Genomic DNA, 16,878 nt, shown 5'->3' on the forward strand with positions numbered 1-16,878 from the left:
CACGACGCTCTGCCGATCTCATTGTACTTTCGATAAGAGTGCGAGAACAAGTACGTATACCAGCGCTGTAGGAATTAAGCTTACAGTAATCAGTTTAGCTAGTGTTCCCAATGCAAGTAAAGTGCCAACTACAAAGGCGTTCACAAATGGGAATCTCGTACCTGGCAATCGTGTAAGACACAACACCGTAGCGCCGATGAAAAAAAGCGCTAAAGCATCATTTGCAACTCGAGAGACATAAATCATGAACATTGGCGAGAGACTTATAGCCAATGCTGCGGCCCTAAAAATACCATTGTCGCTAATTAAAGATCGCAATGGGGCGAGTAACATTATTATGGCAGTTCCAGCAAGTACGATATTTAATATTCGAATGGTGTACACTGCTGTAAGGAAACCAAATGAGTTCTGAAGCCCGTTAAAGATAGGAGCCGCAATAATGTAAAAAAGCGGAGGATGCTGGGCTTGGTAAAGTAGGATTGCGGCATTTCCAACAGTGCTTGACGGAGAGTTGTAAAAATCTTCGTAACGGCGAGCGCCAATCTGCGCTGTCTGTTGCCAGTCAAATTCGCTGTGAGGGTTTTCTACCAAACTTGGGTACATGGATAAAGGAACAAAAGCCTGCCCATAAACTGGAATTTGATGATTCTCATTTAGATAGACCAAATATGCTATATGCTGATATTCATCTGGCCCTTCCAGCGGTGGGTAGAGGCATTGAATCTGAATTCCTCGAATAACAAATAGGAACAGTAACACCACCAAAAACTTGCGGTTGCTGATCCTCAGATATGCTGGAAATTTCATTATTTTCTCCGTGGATGAAGTATCACACCACAAGCTCTTACGTTATTCCAGAAAATGCAATTTCACCCCTTTGTGGAAAACTGCAAAATCATAAAAACCCCTTGCAATAAAGCAAGCTGACTCTTTCTACTCAATGATCCTCACAAACACATACTCTGCTTTTGCGCCGCTGGGGTCAACCACGGTAAAGGATTCAGGGAAGGTAGGAGCAGGAAGTGGTTGGGGTCTTCGATGACTTGAAAGTTCTCGCAGATGGAGGTGGGCAGCATGGGCAATTATAAAGCATCCTGCTCCAGGAGCTCAAAACATTCCCCAGAGATCAACAACTAATCTCTGGGGAATTTCGGACGGGGAAAGGTTAGTTATTTCGCGCCCCCTGATCGATCCAATCTCTAATGAGCTGCAATTCTTCCTCTGTAACCTTTGGTCCGCGGTTGGGCATTTTGCCTTTTACGATCAATTGCACCAGCAGGCTGTCTGTGGCGTTGCCGGGTTCGATCACAGAGCCGTTGCGTGAGCCTGCAAAGATGTTATCGTAGGTTTGCAAGTCCAGCCCTTCTTTTTTTGATTCAACACCATGACATTTAATACAACGCACCTCAAGGATCGGCATAACGTCATTTGCAAAGCTGACTGATGTAGATGTGCTTTCAGTGGCAGTGCTTATCTCTGTAGAGGCGGGGAGCGGCGTGGGCTGAGTCACCGCCTGGGTTGATGTGGCAGGTGCGGGTGGAGTCTGCGGCGTCCCCGTTGGAGAAGGCGCTTGTCCACTACAAGCCGTGATGCTGACAATAGTCAATAATATGATTGCAGGCAGAATCTGTCTTTTCATTTTTGTCCTTTGAATAATTTTCTGAAATGATTCGACTCACGCCGTGTCACCCTGAGCGATAGCGCATCGTCCCCGTAGGGGGAAGGGTCTCTGAAAGTAAGCCAAATGATCCGCCAAAATTTACTATACCAACTTGAGAAGAGGATGAAGAAATCCTGTGAATTCTTACATCCGTTGAATGGTTGTGCTTTTCTGTACATAGCATAGATAGTCTGCGCAAGGTAAGGTATAATCACAACGCCGCGCGTTATAAAGTATCGCGTAATTAACTAGAGCAGAGTCGTCATATGTACTTGCATTTTCCATTAAAAAGTTTATGTATGCGACGAGCGATAGGCGCAAATTCATTACAAGGCTGAGTATGGCAGGCGCATTTAAACTTCCCAACGAATATTGGTTATCCATTCAAGTCACCCCGCAAGACGTTGAAAACCTACACACTTTTCTATTTGAACGCGAAACGCCGTTAACCGCGCGCGATCTGGCTACTGAATTTGTGGAGGCACGTATTCGCGCAGAACGTGATGCCTCAGAAAGCAGGCAAAAATCTGTCGGCAAGAGTTTTCTTCCCAGGGAAAAATATGAAATTGGCGATGAGCTTGTTTTTCCAGCATTGGATTGGAAACACGGTAAAGTAAAGGCTGTGCGTTCAGGGCTGAATCCCTCCATCAGTGATTTTGATGTGCTTACAGTTGAAATGGATGACAACACCCAACGGATGTTTGCTGCGAGGTTGGATTCGCATCTATTGAATGATGCGCCGCTTACTGTACCTGAAAGTGATGAGGTCAGTTCCGCTTTTATTTTGCGTGAACATGGTGACGCAATCGAAAAAAAGCTGGAAGCCGCCTTTAATTCCGACGAAGGTTTGGTGAGGATCGCGGGTCGTTGGTTCCCGCGCGCGCTTTTGATCGATATTAATCAAGGACAGCTGAACCTTGCCGAAGCAGTTTTAGATATGTCCAGTGGCGAGCCGCTTCCGACCGAAGCCTTGATGAAAGATATTGAATTGCCCGCTGGCATCAACCCCAAACTGGCTGAATTTTCTTTGAATTATGCCCTGCAGGATGATGACCGTTTTGATGAGGTCGGGCCTGCGGGTCAGGTCTTGTGGTGCCTGCGCCGCCTCGAGCCAGACTACGTGCGGGAAGTTCCGCCCTCATTGCATTATATTGAGATCGAACATGACCGCTCTGTGTTAGACCCCGCGATGAAGAACCTCGAATCACAACTGGATGACGAGTTGACTCCGTCCGAGGAGCTTGACCCTCGCGAAGAGGTTTTCTCGATCACCATCTCGCTCATCTATCCCCACCTGCGCGCAGGGACATTGCCCATGTCGGCGCGGGCGCGCAAGTTGTTCCCAACGGCTTACGAATCTCCGCGCGTGCGCTTTACCCTCGTGGATGGCAAGACCAAGCAGCGCATCCCAGCCTGGGTGGTGCGCAAGCATGGCTATGTCTTTGGTTTGCGTGAATGGTATAAATCGCATCAATTGATTCCAGGTTCACTCGTGCAGGTACGCAAAGGTGAACAGCCCGGCGAGGTGATCGCCGAAGTAAAAAGTCAGCGTTCCTCGAAAGATTGGGTGCGCACGGTGATGGTTGGCACAGATGGCGGAATTGTTTTCGCAATGCTGAAACAACCTATTACTGCCGAGTTCAATGATCGCATGGTAATCCACGTGCCTGATTTCAAATCTTTGGACCCTCTCTGGGAAAAGAAACGCTCGTTTGAAGATTTGGTATTACTTGTGATGCGTGAATTGGCTAAATCAAACCCGCAGGGTCATGTACACGCCCAGGAACTGTACGCCGCGGTTAATCTGCTCCGCCGTGTGCCACCGGCGCCTCTCTTTGCCTTGCTGGCCACCAACCCGGTCTACAATCATGTAGGCGACCTGCACTTCCGTTTAGATGAGGATGCTGTATGAGCCTGCTAAAGCCAAGTCCCAAAACACCCTTCCACATCGATTTTGATTGGTGGAAAAAGAACGAACGTGACTGGCACGTTTTTCTGCGTTCATTACTTTGCCCCGAACATCAGGAAGTCTTTGCCAACATGGAAGAGGGCGAGCTGATCGATTGGGTCGACCCCCAAACTGCCGAAGTCAAACCGGTGGATGGCGTTCAACATGCCCTGATGAGTCATTGCGCATTGCTGCCAGAATTTTCAAGCGAAAAGACTGCAATGGTTGAGGCGGTCTTCAGAATTTTTCTGGTTAATGGCAATATCCCCATGTCTGCCGAGGAGCTTGGTAAGAGACTTGGTCGCTCAGCCGACATAATCTTGAAAACAATTGCCGGCCCGCGCGTGTATCGTGGATTAAGACCCTATCAGGGTCAGGAATCCAGCCGGTAAAATGGTGTTTTATTGCCCTCGTAGCTCAACGGAGAGAGCAACTGCCTTCTAAGCAGGAGGTTGAAGGTTCGATTCCTTCCGAGGGCACTCGTAGATAATGTACTGGCGAATCAGAAGGAGAAAGCTAAATGCCTACGGTTATTCGCATTTCAAATGAATCACTGATCGAAACCAAGCGTGATGTTCTGCGCATGGTGAGTTGGCAGGTGCGTTCAAACATTTGGAATCCCCCAACTGACGTTTATGAAACAGAAGAAGCTTACATCGTACGCATGGAAATAGCGGGGATGCGCGAAGAGGATTTTGAAGTTACGCTTGAGAATGACACTTTACTTATCATGGGTTTCCGTCCTGATGCCCCCGGGCGGCGCGCATATCATCAAATGGAAATAAGGTTTGGAAAGTTCACAACCGCCGTTGGCCTGCCGGGCCCTGTGGATGCCGAGCAGGCGCAGGCGGAATATGTAAATGGCTTCCTCACCATTACCCTCCCAAAAGCAAAACCAAATCAGATCAAGGTTGAATAAAACCATGCCTGCACAAAGATGGCAATCCGGTATTAACCAATTCTTTCAAACGATGGGAGAAACCGACGACGAATTTATGAATGTGTTCATGTCGTCGGTGCTTTCGCGTTTTCAAAAAAAGGACGACGCTTCCTCCGAGCCTGAAACTGATGGCAAAAACGAAGGGCAGAAGTTTCCCGATGTCCTTCCCATTCTGCCGTTGCGTGGAGTTGTTGTCTATCCCAACACCGCTGTACCGCTTACAGTAGGGCAGGTTCGCTCCATCAAATTGGTGGATGATGTTGTTGGCGGCGATAAACTGGTTGGCCTCGTAGCTGCGCTAAACCCGGAGCAGGAAACCCCGGGCCCAAATGAGTTGTATAAGGTCGGCACAATTGCAACCGTGCATCGGTTATTACGCGCACCGGATGGCACAGTCCGCTTGCTGGTGCAGGGTATGGAACGTTTTACGCTTGGCGAATTTGTTCAGGAAGAACCATATCTGAAAGCACACATCCACCTTGCGCCTGAAAAAGAAGAATCAAACATCGAGACGGATGCACTAGCACGGAATGCCCGTGACCAGTTCCAGCAGATCACACAGATGATCCCATCTTTCCCGGATGAACTCGTCAGCTCGATCACTTCACTTGAAGACCCTCTCCAAACGGTTTACACAATTGCTAATTTCCAGCGCATTGAATTAAAAGATGCGCAGGAACTCCTTGAAATGGATTCGGTGTACGAAAAGCTGAAAAAACTGATCGGCTTGCTGGTGCGCGAATCGGAAGTACTGCAAATTGGGCAGAAGATTCAAAACGAAGCACGCGGTGAGATCGAAAAAGTTCAACGTGAGTATTTCCTGCGCGAGCAGATGAAAGCCATCCAACGCGAGTTGGGCGAAAAAGATGAGCAGGCCGAGGAAACCGAGGAATTTCGCAAAAAGATCGAAGAAGCGAAAATGCCCGAAGAAGCGCTGAAGCAGGCCAAAAGGGAGTTGGAGCGTCTCTCCCGCTTGCCATCCATTGCCGCAGAGTATGGTGTCATCCGCACATATTTGGATTGGCTGGTTTCCATCCCATGGTCAAAATCCACATCCGATAATCTTGATATTAAACATGCCCGCGAGATCTTGAATAAGGATCATTACGGGCTTGAAGATGTAAAGGACCGCATCCTGGAATTCCTCGCAATCCGCAAATTGCGGATCGACCGCAAGGATGATGTGAAGCCGCCTTCAGATGATTTTATTCGCCGTGAACGCGAGGGCGTGATCTTGTGTTTCGTTGGGCCTCCCGGGGTTGGCAAGACATCCCTTGGCCAATCGATTGCGCGTGCCATGGAACGGAAGTTTATCCGCGCTTCGTTGGGCGGCGTGCGGGATGAAGCCGAAATCCGTGGGCATCGCCGCACCTACATCGGCGCCATGCCTGGCCGTATCTTGCAGTCTCTGCGCCGCGTGGATTCAAAGAACCCAGTCTTTATGCTTGATGAGGTGGATAAGCTCACCAATGATTTTCATGGTGACCCAGCTTCGGCGTTGCTTGAAGTGCTTGATCCCGAACAGAACGTCGAATTCCGCGATAATTATCTTGAAGTCTCCTATGATCTATCGCAAGTCTTCTTCATCACAACTGCCAACACGCTCGAGACCATTCCGCGTCCGCTGTTGGATAGAATGGAGATCATCTTCCTTTCGGGTTATACCGAAAATGAAAAGATGGCCATTGCGCGTGGATATTTGATTCCGCGCCAGTTGCGCGAGAATAGCCTGCGTGAAGATGAAGTTAAATTTACTGACGAAGCCTTGCAGAAGATGGTGCGTCAATATACGCGCGAGGCGGGTGTGCGTAATCTTGAACGCAAGATCGGTGCCATCTGTCGCAAGGTTGGCACGAAAATTGCCGAAGGCAGTGTGGATAAATTTGAGATCACGCCCAAATTGGTCGAAGAATACTTGGATCATCCGATCTTCCTTGGGCCGGAAGAACTCAACAAACGCATCTCCATCCCCGGCGTTGTGCCTGGCCTGGCGTGGACTTCCTTTGGCGGCGATATTTTGTTTATCGAAACTACCGCCATGCCCGGCGGACGTGGTTTTCAGGTAACTGGTTCGGTTGGTAACGTCATGCAGGAATCTGCGCGTGCGGCATTGTCTTATGTCCGTTCACGTTCAGCGTCCTTCAAAATTCCGCAGGAGTTGTTTGAAAAATATGACCTGCACATGCACATCCCATCCGGTTCTCAGCCTAAAGACGGCCCCTCTGCCGGGGTGACCATGGCAACCTCATTGGTATCCTTGCTCTCAGGACGCAAGGTCAAGCCTCAGATCGGCATGACCGGTGAGATCACTCTTCGGGGTCAGGTTCTTGCCATCGGCGGCATCAAAGAAAAAGTATTGGCGGCCCACCGCAATGGCCTCACCACAGTCATCCTGCCAAAACCCAACGAACAGGATATTGATGACGTTCCTGATGAGATCAGGAAAACAATGAAATTCATTTTTGCCGAATCTGTGGATGATGTGATCAACGCCGCACTGGAGAAACCGAAGCCCCAGAATAGCGAACAGATAAAGAGCACTGTGAAGAAAAAAACAAAAACAACGAAGGCAAAGAAGAATGTCAAAGAAAAAAGTACTGCTCGCAGAAGATGATGTGACCATGGTCTCATTGCTAAAAACATTGCTCAAAATGGAAGGTTTCGATGTTGTGGCTTTGCAGGCAGATGCAGATGTACTTGCCGCTGTTCGCAGTGAAAAACCCGATGTCGTTTTGTTGGATGTACACCTTTCGCATCAGAGCGGTCTGGATATTTTAGACAGCCTTCGCAGCTCGAAAGATACAACCCGAGTGCGTGTTGTCATGTCTTCCGGTGCAAGTGTAAAAGAGGAATGTATTCGCCGCGGCGCAAACGGTTTTTTGCCCAAGCCTTATATGCCCGATGACCTCATTACGATCTTGAAACAAACCATTCGATCTTCATGACGGATCAGCCGATAAATATCCGCGAGTTTTCTTTTGTAAATGATTATGACCGCACATTGCTGTTCTGGCATAGCATTGAAACGGGAATGAATGTGGGGATTTCAGATACGCCTGAGCAAATCCAGAAAAAACTCGAACGCGACCCTGAGTTGTTTTTGATCGCTGAAATGGGTAACGAGATCATTGGCACGGTCATTGGCGCGTATGATGGCCGTCGCGGTGCGATCTATCACCTTGCGGTTCATAAAAAATTTCGCGGGCAGGGTGTCGGGGCTTTGCTGCTGACGGAAGTGGAAAAGCGATTGCAAGCCAAGGGCTGCCTCAAATGTTTACTGCACGTACTGGACGATAATTTGGAAGCCATCCAATTTTATAAAAACCAGGGATGGCGTCATGTCAAAGAAGACCTTGTTTTCGCAAAAGAATTTTCAGCATGATTCGATTTGGAATCTTAACTCTCTCTGACCGCTCATCACATGGCGAACGGGAAGACGCCTCCGGGCCCGCCCTTGCGCATCTCATCCGCGCTCAAAATTGGTCAGTCGCCAAACAGCACATCCTCCCCGACGATGAATCTGCCATCCGTGCCACGCTGACAGAATGGGCTGACAGCGGTGAATTTGATGTGATCCTGACCACGGGCAGTACGGGCTTTGCCCTACGGGATGTTGCCCCTGAAGCCACCCGCGCGGTGATCCAAAGAGATGCGCCAGGGTTGGCTGAAACCATGCGCTCTGAAAGCCTCAAGAAGACTCCACATGCCATGCTCTCCCGCGCCATTGCCGGCATCCGCGGACGCACCCTCATTATCAATTTGCCTGGCAGCCCAAAAGGCGCAGTGGAAAATTTACAAACCGTTATCCCTGTTTTGCCTCACGCTGTCCAACTGCTGGTAGATGACCCAGCCTCCGAATCCTCCCACTAAGCTGTTCACTAGACATTGCTCTAACCTCATTGGTATAATCCGCCCGCTTTCAAAATCAATTAATCAAGGATAGTTTAAGTATGATCGATGTAAACGAACTTCGTAAAGGCGTCACATTTGAATTGGATGGCAACCTGCTGAAAGTATTGGATTACAGCCATAACAAAACTGGCCGCGGAAACGCCAATATTAAAGTCAAGGCTCGTAATTTGTTAACCGGTTCCACCATTGAACGTACATTTAGCTCCGGGCAATCGGTTCAGGATGTCAGCCTCGATTTCGCAAACGTCTCCTACATGTACAACGATGGCGACATGTATTATTTTATGGATAACGTTACTTTTGAGCAGCCTGCCATCAAAAAAGAATCACTCGGTGAGAGCGCTCAATACCTTAGCGAAGGCATGGAAGTAAAATTAACCTTCTACAAAGGCGAAGCCATCGACGTGGAATTGCCCACTTCGGTAGACCTCAAGGTGGTGGAAGCTGAAATGGCGATTCGCGGTGATACGGCCACAGGCGTAACCAAGAAGGTCACTACCGAAACCGGTGTTACCGTGCAGTGCCCTAACTTCGTCAACGTTGGCGATACCATTCGTGTGGACACACGCACGGGCGAATATATTACCCGCGTATAAATTGAACTTATGAAGACTCCCGCTGGGCGCGAATGCCCGCATTTTTTCGGTGATTATTATCGTGGCCGCAATGTGGAAGAATGCCGATTGCTTCAGGCACAAGGACAAGCCTGGACGCCTGATCTGTGCAAGACCTGCCCGATACCCGATATTGCGCGTGCCAATTCCTGCGAGCATATGAAGTTAAAGGTTGCGGTGGCGCGTCCGATCACAGCTTTCTTTCAACGCCGCGTACAGGTTAACGCATTCTGCGAAAAATCCAAACGGGACGTTTTAGAACCTCAAGTGGGGTGTGGAGAATGCCATGCCCTGCCCTTCACATTTGAAATAAAAGAATAAGAACCCAGACTCCGGGGGAGTCATAACACTATGATGCTGACACTCCTGCTCGACCTTGATGACACACTGCTTAATACAAATTTACAGGAATTTATCCCTGCTTATTTTCAGGCCCTGTCCAATGAGCTTGCGCCTCATATTGCTCCCGATCTCATGTTCCGCGCTTTGCTTTCTGGTATGCGTGAGATGAATGAAAGCGACGACTTCTCGCACACACTAAAGGAAGTCTTCGACGCGGAATTTTATCAACATCTCAGCATTTCTCCCGGCGAACTCAAACCCGCGATTGAAGATTTTTACGACAATATTTTTCCAAACCTGGCAGGGCTTACCTCACAGGTCGCTGAGGCAAAGCCATTTGTAGATTGGGCATTTTCAAAAGGGTATCGCATTGCAATAGCCACCGATCCGCTTTTGCCTCGTAAGGCTACGCTCCATCGTTTGCGCTGGGCGGGTTTTGACCCGCAGCAATTTGAAATTATTTCAAGCTTCGAATGTTTTCATTTTTCAAAAACACATCCCGCTTATTATGCTGAAATCCTTGGCCGCATGGGCTGGCCTGATGGGCCGGTGCTGATGGTGGGGAATGATATGGAGCGTGACATCCTGCCCGCAAAAAGGCTTGGGCTGGCTGCCTATCACGTGGATGTAGAACCCGCTTCCAGTTTGGGACTTGAGGCGGGGCCGCGCGGCAAATTAGATGATCTGCGTCTGTGGCTTGAAGCCACTGATCGTGCATCCCTAATGCCATCCTTCAAATCAATAGATTCTATTTTGGGAATCATGTCTGCAACTCCAGCAGTGCTGAATGGGTTATTGTGCGGCTTTGATTCCAGTTTGTGGTCTCGTAAACCTTCTTTCAATGATTGGTCTTTAACCGAACTTGTCTGCCATTTGCGTGATACTGAACGCGAGATTCATCAGATGCAGATCAATCTTTTCAAGGAACAAAGTGAGCCTTTCATCCCGCGGCCAGATACGGGAGTGTGGGCGAGCCAGCGTGATTATTTGCATGAAAATGGTGCTTCTGCATTGGAAGAGTTTAATGACGCGAGGCGTGAAACACTCTCAACCTTGAAGAATTTAGCCGAGGAAGAATGGAATCGCAAAGCGCGTCACGCCATATTCGGCCCGACAAATTTTCTTGAGGTAGTCAGTTTTATCGCAGATCATGACCGAATGCACATTCAACAGGCATGGGCTACACTGAAAAAAATGTAAGCAATTTGCGTGTCTTCCAGCCGATACCAGTGTTATTATGCAAATAAGGGACAAATTAATTTGTCCCTTATTTGTTATACTGAAATATATTGCCGAAGGAGTACATGAATAATGAGGAAACGTGTAGTGATTACAGGGCTGGGCTGCATAAGCCCGGTTGGAAATAATGTAAAAGATACCTGGAATGCGTTATTGGCGGGGAAATCCGGTGCGGCGCCCATCTCTGCTTTTGATGCAAGGGCCCACAAAACAAAATTTGCGGCAGAAGTGAAGGGCTTTGATGCCCCGGCCATGTTTGGCACACGTGATGCCCGCAAGATGGATCGTTTTGCGCAATTTGCCACGGCGGCCACTCTAGAGGCCCTGGAACATTCGAATTTCAAGATAGATGATTCGAATCGTGACCGGGTGGGTATTTTAATTGGGACTGGTATTGGCGGAATTATTACCCTGCTTGAACAATACGATGTTCTGCGTGAACGTGGGCCTGAACGCGTCAGCCCGTTCCTTATCCCGATGATGATCTCGGATAGCGCGGCTGGGAATATTGCCATTCGAGTGGGCGCACGCGGCCCTAACATGTCACTTGCCACTGCTTGTGCGTCTGGCACGAATTCAGTGGGCGAAGCCGCTGAAATGATCCGTCGTGGCGCGGCAGATGCCATGATTGCAGGCGCCTCAGAAGCGGGGATTACGGCAGTGTCCATGGCAGGCATGAACGTGATGACTGCCTTATCTACCCGCAACGATGAGCCAGAAAGAGCTTCCCGTCCATTTGATAAGGACCGCGACGGATTCTTAATGGGTGAGGGTGCAGCCATTTTGATCCTTGAATCGCTTGAGTATGCACAGGCCCGCGGTGCCAATATCCTGTGTGAATTTATGGGCTATGGCACAACTGATGATGCACATCATATTTCTGCGCCTGCCGAAAATGGCGTTGGGGCGGCCATGTCCATGAGCCTTGCATTGAAAAATGCGGAACTCAACCCTGCTGATGTCAGCTATATCAATGCTCATGGCACTTCTACCTATTTGAATGATAAGAGTGAAACTGCCGCCATTAAATCCGTATTTGGTGAACAGGCTTATAGCACTCCCGTTTCCTCCACCAAATCTATGACGGGGCATTTGCTGGGAGCGTCCGGTGCATTGGAGGCAGTTATCGGCGCGATGACGATCTTGAATAACATCCTGCCGCCTACCATCAATTACGAGACTCCTGATCCCGTTTGTGATCTGGATTATGTCCCCAATCAGCCGCGCAAAGCAACCGTTAATAATGTCATGTCCAACTCGTTTGGGTTTGGCGGCCATAACGCCACATTGATCTTAAGCCGCTACAAATAAAGGAGTTAGAATGCCATTCGCGCATATCACGGGCTGGGGCATGTATGTACCTGAACCCATCCTTACCAACGACGATATTGCCAAACTTGTGGATACCAACGATGAGTGGATTCGTGATCGAACGGGTATTCGTGAACGTCACATAGCCAGGGAGAATGAATTCCCATCCACGCTGGCCGTCGAGGCTTCGATCAAGGCTTTACAGGTTGCAAACCTTGCCCCCACCGAGTTGGATCTGATCATCTGTTCTTCGTCCTCACCTGAATATATTTTTCCTGCAACAGCTTGTCTTATTCAAGATCAAATCGGCGCAACCAAGGCGGGCGCGTTCGATCTCTCCGCCGCCTGTTCGGGTTTTATCTATGGAACAAATATGGCTGCACAAGCCATACGCAGTGGCTCTATAAAAAATGCTTTGGTGATCGGTACAGAAACACTTTCACGTTTTGTAAATTGGAAGGATCGCAACACTTGCATCCTTTTTGGGGATGGGGCGGGTGCGTTTGTTTTACAGGCAAGTGAAACACCGGGCGGTTTGTTATCCGCGGTGATGCACTCGGATGGTTCCGGGGCTGATTCGTTGACTCTACTGGGAGGCGGTTCACGCTACCCAGCTACCGAAGCCACCATACACGAAGGCAAGCATTTCATCGAGATGGATGGCAAGGAAGTTTTTCGGTTTGCTACGCGGGTAATGGGGCGTGCCACCCTGGAAGCATTGGAGATGGCTGGCTTAACCACCAATGATATTCAATGGATCATTCCTCACCAGGCAAATTACCGCATTGTGGAAACAGCGGCAAAATATCTCAAACTTCCAATGGATAAATTCTTTGTCAATGTAGATCGCTATGGGAATACTTCCACGGCCTCCATTCCAATTGCCACTGTGGAAGCCGCCCAACAGGGACAGCTAAAACCCGGAGATAAAGTTGTATTCGTTGGTTTTGGGGCAGGGTTAACCTGGGGTGCCATGGTTGTTGAATGGACTGGCCCCATCCCTGCCAAGAAACACGTTCACCCGGAACAATATCGCTTCCTGGCGCGCCTCCGCTCATTGGTTCGCCGTGCGATTCGTTTTATCGAAGGATTCTTCTCACACAAGGAACTCTAACCACTTTTTTATTGAGTTGTGGTACGATTCGATTGAAATTCAATCAAGGAGTGTTTCATGTTAGGTCTACCGCGTGGTTCAGAATGGATCATTATTCTAATAATCGTCGTCCTGTTATTTGGTCCAGGTCGAATTGGCAAGATTGCAGGTGAAATTGGGCGCAGTATCAAATCCTTCCGTGAGGGGTTGGGGAACAAGGAAGAAGAAAGTGATAAGCCTGAAGGCGAAGAAAAGAAATCGTAATGAAAAAAGCTCCCCGAATTCGGGGAGCTTTTTTTGTAGCTAGTAATCCAACTCCTTTACTGATTTTTCCTTCAGCATCATCAAGACGAATTTCTCGTGATTCTTTGGCGAACCAATCGTTTTCCACGAACTGACGATGGATTTTTCAGTCTTTGTTTGATGATGATCGAAAACCCACAAAGAACATTCATCAATTGCCTTTTGCACCTTGTCGATTGCTTTAAAGTCATTGCCGCCTAAAATAATTCTGTAGGAGCGAGCCTCGCGGATCTTATCAATGCGGGCCTCAAAGCGTGGGAACACAAGCAAAACCAAAAGAGTTACAGCAGTGGCGGCCAACACGAAATAAATTTGGCCTGCGCCGATTCCCATGCCCAGGGCAGCGGAAAGCCAGATGGTCGCGGCAGTCGTCAGCCCGGCAATCCGCCCGCCATCGCGGATGATTGCACCTGCGCCCAGAAAGCCGATGCCCGTCACAATATTTGCGGCAATGCGTGTTTGTGTAAAACCCGCATCCATGCTCAGCGAAAAGATCGTAAACAAGGCCGAACCAAGTGTGATCAAAATAATCGTGCGAAAGCCAGCCGCCTTATCCTGATACTCGCGCTCCGCGCCAATGACGCCGCCAACCAAAACGGCAACGCCGATCTTAATTAAGTTCTGAATGAAAACCTGATCCATCTATTTGCCCTTTCAAAAATTTAATTGTTCGATCAATGTTTGGATTTCGGTGGTGGGCTGCTTGCACACAAACCCCTCACAAACATACGCCGTGGGCTTATTCTCCATCAGCTTCCTGTCGTTCAGCAGGGCAGGGGAGCCCTCTTTAATTGGATAGGATGAAGCGGCAGTTACCAGGCCTGGTCTGTATTCTGCACGAAGGACATTGATCATGTTCTGGAAGTTTTCATCGTTCGCTTCGCCCAACACCGCAACCTGCTTCATATGCCCTAGGGCATTTTCCGCCGCTGACAGCCAGTTCGCAAAGCCAAGCGGATAGCGCAGGACAAAGCTCGTGATCAGCGTGAGTGATTTCTCTGCAATATCACGATATTTGCCTTCATCCGTGTACGCGGCTAATTTTATCAGGGCTGCGCAGGCTAGTGAATTCCCTGAAGGGGTGGCATTATCCTGAATATCCTTCGGGCGGACGAGAAGTTTTTCTCCATCATGTGGTGTATCAAAGAAGCCGCCTTCAGGGTCGCTGAAGCGTTCGATCATTTCGTCGGCAAGTTCTTTAGCGGAGGTGAACCATTTATTGTTGAAATCTGTTTGATATAACTCCAGCAGGCCTAAAATCAACGCGGCATAGTCTTCGAGAAAGACTTCGTTGGTGGTTTTTCCATTCCGCCAGGCACGCCGTAATTTTCCGTTTGGCCTTAATTCTGAGAGTAAAAACTCCGCGTTGCGCGTAGCCAGATTGACGTATTCCCTCTGGAGTCGCACAGCTTGCTGTGCATTTTTTTGTTGTTCATTTTCTGAGAGCTCACTGCCAGACTCTACAGAGAGCACGCGCGCCGCCTCCGCAAATGCCGCGAGCATCAGGCCGTTCCACGCGGTGAGGACTTTGTCATCCGTCCCCGGGCGGATACGTGAGCTGCGTGCAGATAAAAGCTTGGAATGAGAGTCGGCTAGTTTTGTCGAAACAGCTTCCAGGTCCAGCTTGAAGCGGGCGGCGAGGGAGGCGTCATCCAATGCGCGTTGGAGAACTGTCTTGCCTTCCCAATTCCCTTTTGTGGTGATGCCGTAAGCCGCTTCAAAAAAATCCAAATCATCTTTTAGCACCTCGCGGATTTCATCGAGAGTCCAAACATAGAACTTACCTTCTTCACCTTCTGAATCCGCATCGAGTGATGAATAAAAACCGCCTTTTTCGTGAGTCATTTCGCGGGCAACAAAGTTGAGGGTTTCTTCAACGATGCGTTTGAAAGCTGGTTCTTTGGTGACCTGCCAGGCATGCAAAAAGGCGCGGACGAGGAGCGCGTTATCATAAAGCATTTTTTCGAAATGGTGTACCCAATCGTACAAACGGAGTGGTGTTTTCAGCACGGTTATCAGTCGGTAGTTATGGTCTGATGGCTCACTAAGGATTTGAGTTGCCCACCAGTTGGGACTCCATCTCAATTGGCGAATTGACTGGCTGTAAACAAACAAATCCCTGACACACATAAGCTGTTGGGAGATCATTCAATAAAGGTCTATCCTTCAGCAAGGCTGGCGCATCCGGCTCCGATGGGTAAGCGGAAATCGCTGTTACCTGTCGGGGTCGGAATGTTTTCCAAAGGGTATTCAACAATTCTTTGGTTTCGGTACGCTGTGAGTCGCCGATAATTGCCACCTCATGTGTCGGACCGACAGCAAAGTCAGCCGCACACAACCACTGTGCAAAGGCAGTCGGATAGCGTAGCATCGCTCCATATACTGAGGAAAGCATCTCCTCGGCACGGTCTCGCCATTCTATCCGATCCCCATACGCTGCCAATTCAAGCAGAGAAGTAACGGCGAGAGCATTCCCGGATGGGGTGGCATTGTCCTGAATATCTTTCGGACGTACAAGGATGGTTTCATGATCGTCGCGTGTGTCGAAAAAACCTCCATTGGGGTCAGCAAAGTGTTCAACCATTTCATCGGCAAGTTTCAATGCCGAAAGATACCATTCCTTATTCGGATCGGATTGATACAACGCCAAAAGCGCCAAGATCAGACCGGCATAATCTTCCAGGTAGGCATTGTGCTTTGCCTGTCCCTCCCGCCAGGATCGGTGCAGTCGATTATTTGCATGTAGATTATTCAACAAGAATCGTGCGTTACGACTGGCTACCTGTAGATAATCCTGCCTATTAAGATAACGTCCTGCCTCTGCAAAGGCTTTGAGCATCAGGGAGTTCCACATCACCAGCACTTTGTCATCAGTGGTGGGGCGAATGCGTGAACTTCTTGCTTCTAAAAGTCTTGCGTGACATTTGGACAATCGCTGCCACAGTTCTTCTTGCTCCATTTTGAAGCGGGCTGCGAGTGTGGAATCATCCAAAGCGCGTTGCAGGATGGTCTTGCCTTCCCAATTTCCAGATGGGGTAATGCCATACGCCACTTTGAAAAAGTCAAAATCAGATCCGAGCACTTCTTCGAGTTCGTCTTGTGTCCAGACATAGAATTTCCCTTCTTCACCATCTGAGTCGGCATCCAAGCTACTGAAAAATCCACCTTCTGAATGAGTTAATTCTCGCAGGACAAAATCCAACGTCTCCTCGCAAACCCTGCGATAGTCAGTGTTGCCAGTGAGCAAATACCCATGTAAATATGCCAGGGCTAATTGGGCATTATCATATGTCATTTTTTCAAAATGAGGCGTTCTCCAAAAATTATCGACACTGTAGCGGGAAAATCCGCCGCCGACAACATCATACATCCCGCCGCGTGACATTGCACTTAATGCATGGTTGACAGCTTTTAATATTTGTTCGTGATAAGGTGTAGCGGTGGTTGCGCGGCGTAAAAGAAATTCGATGGTCATGGGTTGCGGAAACTTCGGCGCAGAGCCCCAGCCTCCATACC

General features: G+C 48.9%; 18 protein-coding genes and 1 tRNA gene. 14 read left to right on the forward strand and 5 right to left on the reverse strand.

Annotated features, from left to right (window positions below; genetic code table 11):
- Positions 1 to 18: 18 nt before the first annotated feature.
- Together AC14M5_RS13390 and AC14M5_RS13395 are read right to left on the reverse strand one after the other, a co-directional pair.
- Complete coding sequence (locus AC14M5_RS13390) at positions 19 to 807, reverse strand: hypothetical protein (protein WP_484030176.1); 789 nt, start codon at positions 805 to 807, stop codon at positions 19 to 21.
- Positions 808 to 1,165: 358 nt separating this feature from the next.
- Positions 1,166 to 1,639, reverse strand: a complete 474-nt coding sequence (locus AC14M5_RS13395) for a c-type cytochrome domain-containing protein (protein ID WP_484030177.1) — start codon at positions 1,637 to 1,639, stop codon at positions 1,166 to 1,168.
- Positions 1,640 to 2,000: 361 nt separating this feature from the next.
- Between AC14M5_RS13395 and AC14M5_RS13400 the strand changes: the two genes are divergently transcribed.
- From AC14M5_RS13400 to AC14M5_RS13465, 14 genes are all read left to right on the forward strand, one after another.
- Positions 2,001 to 3,572, forward strand: coding sequence for a hypothetical protein (locus AC14M5_RS13400; RefSeq protein WP_484030178.1), 1,572 nt, complete (start codon positions 2,001 to 2,003; stop codon positions 3,570 to 3,572).
- Positions 3,569 to 4,000: a hypothetical protein gene (locus AC14M5_RS13405; protein ID WP_484030179.1), complete on the forward strand. Its 432-nt coding sequence runs from the start codon at positions 3,569 to 3,571 to the stop codon at positions 3,998 to 4,000. Before AC14M5_RS13400 ends, AC14M5_RS13405 begins: the two co-directional genes overlap by 4 nt.
- Positions 4,001 to 4,014: 14 nt before the next feature.
- Positions 4,015 to 4,087, forward strand: a tRNA-Arg gene (locus tag AC14M5_RS13410).
- Between the two features lie 41 nt (positions 4,088 to 4,128).
- The gene (locus tag AC14M5_RS13415) at positions 4,129 to 4,527 is read left to right on the forward strand and encodes an Hsp20/alpha crystallin family protein (protein WP_484030180.1); all 399 of its coding nucleotides are present in this window, start codon (positions 4,129 to 4,131) and stop codon (positions 4,525 to 4,527) included.
- Positions 4,528 to 4,531: 4 nt separating this feature from the next.
- Positions 4,532 to 7,162 carry an endopeptidase La gene (gene lon / locus AC14M5_RS13420; RefSeq protein ID WP_484030181.1) on the forward strand — a complete coding sequence of 877 codons (2,631 nt, stop codon included), beginning with the start codon at positions 4,532 to 4,534 and terminating at the stop codon, positions 7,160 to 7,162.
- Positions 7,128 to 7,493, forward strand: coding sequence for a response regulator (locus tag AC14M5_RS13425; protein WP_484030182.1), 366 nt, complete (start codon positions 7,128 to 7,130; stop codon positions 7,491 to 7,493). The genes lon and AC14M5_RS13425 overlap by 35 nt, the downstream gene beginning before the upstream one ends.
- Positions 7,490 to 7,930 carry a GNAT family N-acetyltransferase gene (locus tag AC14M5_RS13430; RefSeq protein ID WP_484030183.1) on the forward strand — a complete coding sequence of 147 codons (441 nt, stop codon included), beginning with the start codon at positions 7,490 to 7,492 and terminating at the stop codon, positions 7,928 to 7,930. The genes AC14M5_RS13425 and AC14M5_RS13430 overlap by 4 nt, the downstream gene beginning before the upstream one ends.
- On the forward strand, positions 7,927 to 8,418 hold the full coding sequence (locus AC14M5_RS13435; RefSeq protein WP_484030184.1) for a MogA/MoaB family molybdenum cofactor biosynthesis protein: 492 nt from the start codon (positions 7,927 to 7,929) through the stop codon (positions 8,416 to 8,418). Before AC14M5_RS13430 ends, AC14M5_RS13435 begins: the two co-directional genes overlap by 4 nt.
- An 80-nt stretch (positions 8,419 to 8,498) precedes the next feature.
- On the forward strand, positions 8,499 to 9,056 hold the full coding sequence (gene efp, locus AC14M5_RS13440; RefSeq protein ID WP_484030185.1) for an elongation factor P: 558 nt from the start codon (positions 8,499 to 8,501) through the stop codon (positions 9,054 to 9,056).
- A gap of 9 nt (positions 9,057 to 9,065) precedes the next feature.
- Complete coding sequence (locus tag AC14M5_RS13445; protein WP_484030186.1) at positions 9,066 to 9,395, forward strand: hypothetical protein; 330 nt, start codon at positions 9,066 to 9,068, stop codon at positions 9,393 to 9,395.
- A gap of 30 nt (positions 9,396 to 9,425) precedes the next feature.
- Positions 9,426 to 10,616: a DinB family protein gene (locus tag AC14M5_RS13450; protein ID WP_484030187.1), complete on the forward strand. Its 1,191-nt coding sequence runs from the start codon at positions 9,426 to 9,428 to the stop codon at positions 10,614 to 10,616.
- A 111-nt stretch (positions 10,617 to 10,727) separates the two neighbouring features.
- Entirely contained in the window at positions 10,728 to 11,966 is a 1,239-nt protein-coding gene (gene fabF / locus AC14M5_RS13455) for a beta-ketoacyl-ACP synthase II (protein WP_484030188.1), read from the forward strand.
- Between the two features lie 10 nt (positions 11,967 to 11,976).
- Positions 11,977 to 13,080, forward strand: a complete 1,104-nt coding sequence (locus AC14M5_RS13460; protein ID WP_484030189.1) for a beta-ketoacyl-ACP synthase III — start codon at positions 11,977 to 11,979, stop codon at positions 13,078 to 13,080.
- A 57-nt stretch (positions 13,081 to 13,137) separates the two neighbouring features.
- Positions 13,138 to 13,323, forward strand: a complete 186-nt coding sequence (locus AC14M5_RS13465; RefSeq protein WP_484030190.1) for a twin-arginine translocase TatA/TatE family subunit — start codon at positions 13,138 to 13,140, stop codon at positions 13,321 to 13,323.
- 39 nt (positions 13,324 to 13,362) lie between these two features.
- Here AC14M5_RS13465 and AC14M5_RS13470 read toward each other — a convergent pair whose 3' ends face one another.
- From AC14M5_RS13470 to AC14M5_RS13480, 3 genes are all read right to left on the reverse strand, one after another.
- Positions 13,363 to 14,004 carry an MgtC/SapB family protein gene (locus AC14M5_RS13470; RefSeq protein ID WP_484030191.1) on the reverse strand — a complete coding sequence of 214 codons (642 nt, stop codon included), beginning with the start codon at positions 14,002 to 14,004 and terminating at the stop codon, positions 13,363 to 13,365.
- 12 nt (positions 14,005 to 14,016) lie between these two features.
- Positions 14,017 to 15,321, reverse strand: a complete 1,305-nt coding sequence (locus tag AC14M5_RS13475; RefSeq protein ID WP_484030192.1) for a thioredoxin domain-containing protein — start codon at positions 15,319 to 15,321, stop codon at positions 14,017 to 14,019.
- An 85-nt stretch (positions 15,322 to 15,406) separates the two neighbouring features.
- Positions 15,407 to 16,878 (reverse strand): thioredoxin domain-containing protein (locus tag AC14M5_RS13480; protein WP_484030193.1); only part of this gene is annotated, 1,472 nt, incomplete at its 5' end.

The organism is Candidatus Villigracilis sp. (genome assembly GCF_057083605.1).

Bases quoted from the DNA above. Each gene is read 5' to 3' on its own strand.
- AC14M5_RS13390 (WP_484030176.1), bottom strand. From the start codon at position 807: ATGAAATTTCCAGCATATCTGAGGATCAGCAACCGCAAGTTTTTGGTG.
- AC14M5_RS13395 (WP_484030177.1), bottom strand. From the start codon at position 1,639: ATGAAAAGACAGATTCTGCCTGCAATCATATTATTGACTATTGTCAGC.
- AC14M5_RS13400 (WP_484030178.1), top strand. From the start codon at position 2,001: ATGGCAGGCGCATTTAAACTTCCCAACGAATATTGGTTATCCATTCAA.
- AC14M5_RS13405 (WP_484030179.1), top strand. From the start codon at position 3,569: ATGAGCCTGCTAAAGCCAAGTCCCAAAACACCCTTCCACATCGATTTT.
- AC14M5_RS13415 (WP_484030180.1), top strand. From the start codon at position 4,129: ATGCCTACGGTTATTCGCATTTCAAATGAATCACTGATCGAAACCAAG.
- lon (WP_484030181.1), top strand. From the start codon at position 4,532: ATGCCTGCACAAAGATGGCAATCCGGTATTAACCAATTCTTTCAAACG.
- AC14M5_RS13425 (WP_484030182.1), top strand. From the start codon at position 7,128: ATGTCAAAGAAAAAAGTACTGCTCGCAGAAGATGATGTGACCATGGTC.
- AC14M5_RS13430 (WP_484030183.1), top strand. From the start codon at position 7,490: ATGACGGATCAGCCGATAAATATCCGCGAGTTTTCTTTTGTAAATGAT.
- AC14M5_RS13435 (WP_484030184.1), top strand. From the start codon at position 7,927: ATGATTCGATTTGGAATCTTAACTCTCTCTGACCGCTCATCACATGGC.
- efp (WP_484030185.1), top strand. From the start codon at position 8,499: ATGATCGATGTAAACGAACTTCGTAAAGGCGTCACATTTGAATTGGAT.
- AC14M5_RS13445 (WP_484030186.1), top strand. From the start codon at position 9,066: ATGAAGACTCCCGCTGGGCGCGAATGCCCGCATTTTTTCGGTGATTAT.
- AC14M5_RS13450 (WP_484030187.1), top strand. From the start codon at position 9,426: ATGATGCTGACACTCCTGCTCGACCTTGATGACACACTGCTTAATACA.
- fabF (WP_484030188.1), top strand. From the start codon at position 10,728: ATGAGGAAACGTGTAGTGATTACAGGGCTGGGCTGCATAAGCCCGGTT.
- AC14M5_RS13460 (WP_484030189.1), top strand. From the start codon at position 11,977: ATGCCATTCGCGCATATCACGGGCTGGGGCATGTATGTACCTGAACCC.
- AC14M5_RS13465 (WP_484030190.1), top strand. From the start codon at position 13,138: ATGTTAGGTCTACCGCGTGGTTCAGAATGGATCATTATTCTAATAATC.
- AC14M5_RS13470 (WP_484030191.1), bottom strand. From the start codon at position 14,004: ATGGATCAGGTTTTCATTCAGAACTTAATTAAGATCGGCGTTGCCGTT.
- AC14M5_RS13475 (WP_484030192.1), bottom strand. From the start codon at position 15,321: ATGCTTTATGATAACGCGCTCCTCGTCCGCGCCTTTTTGCATGCCTGG.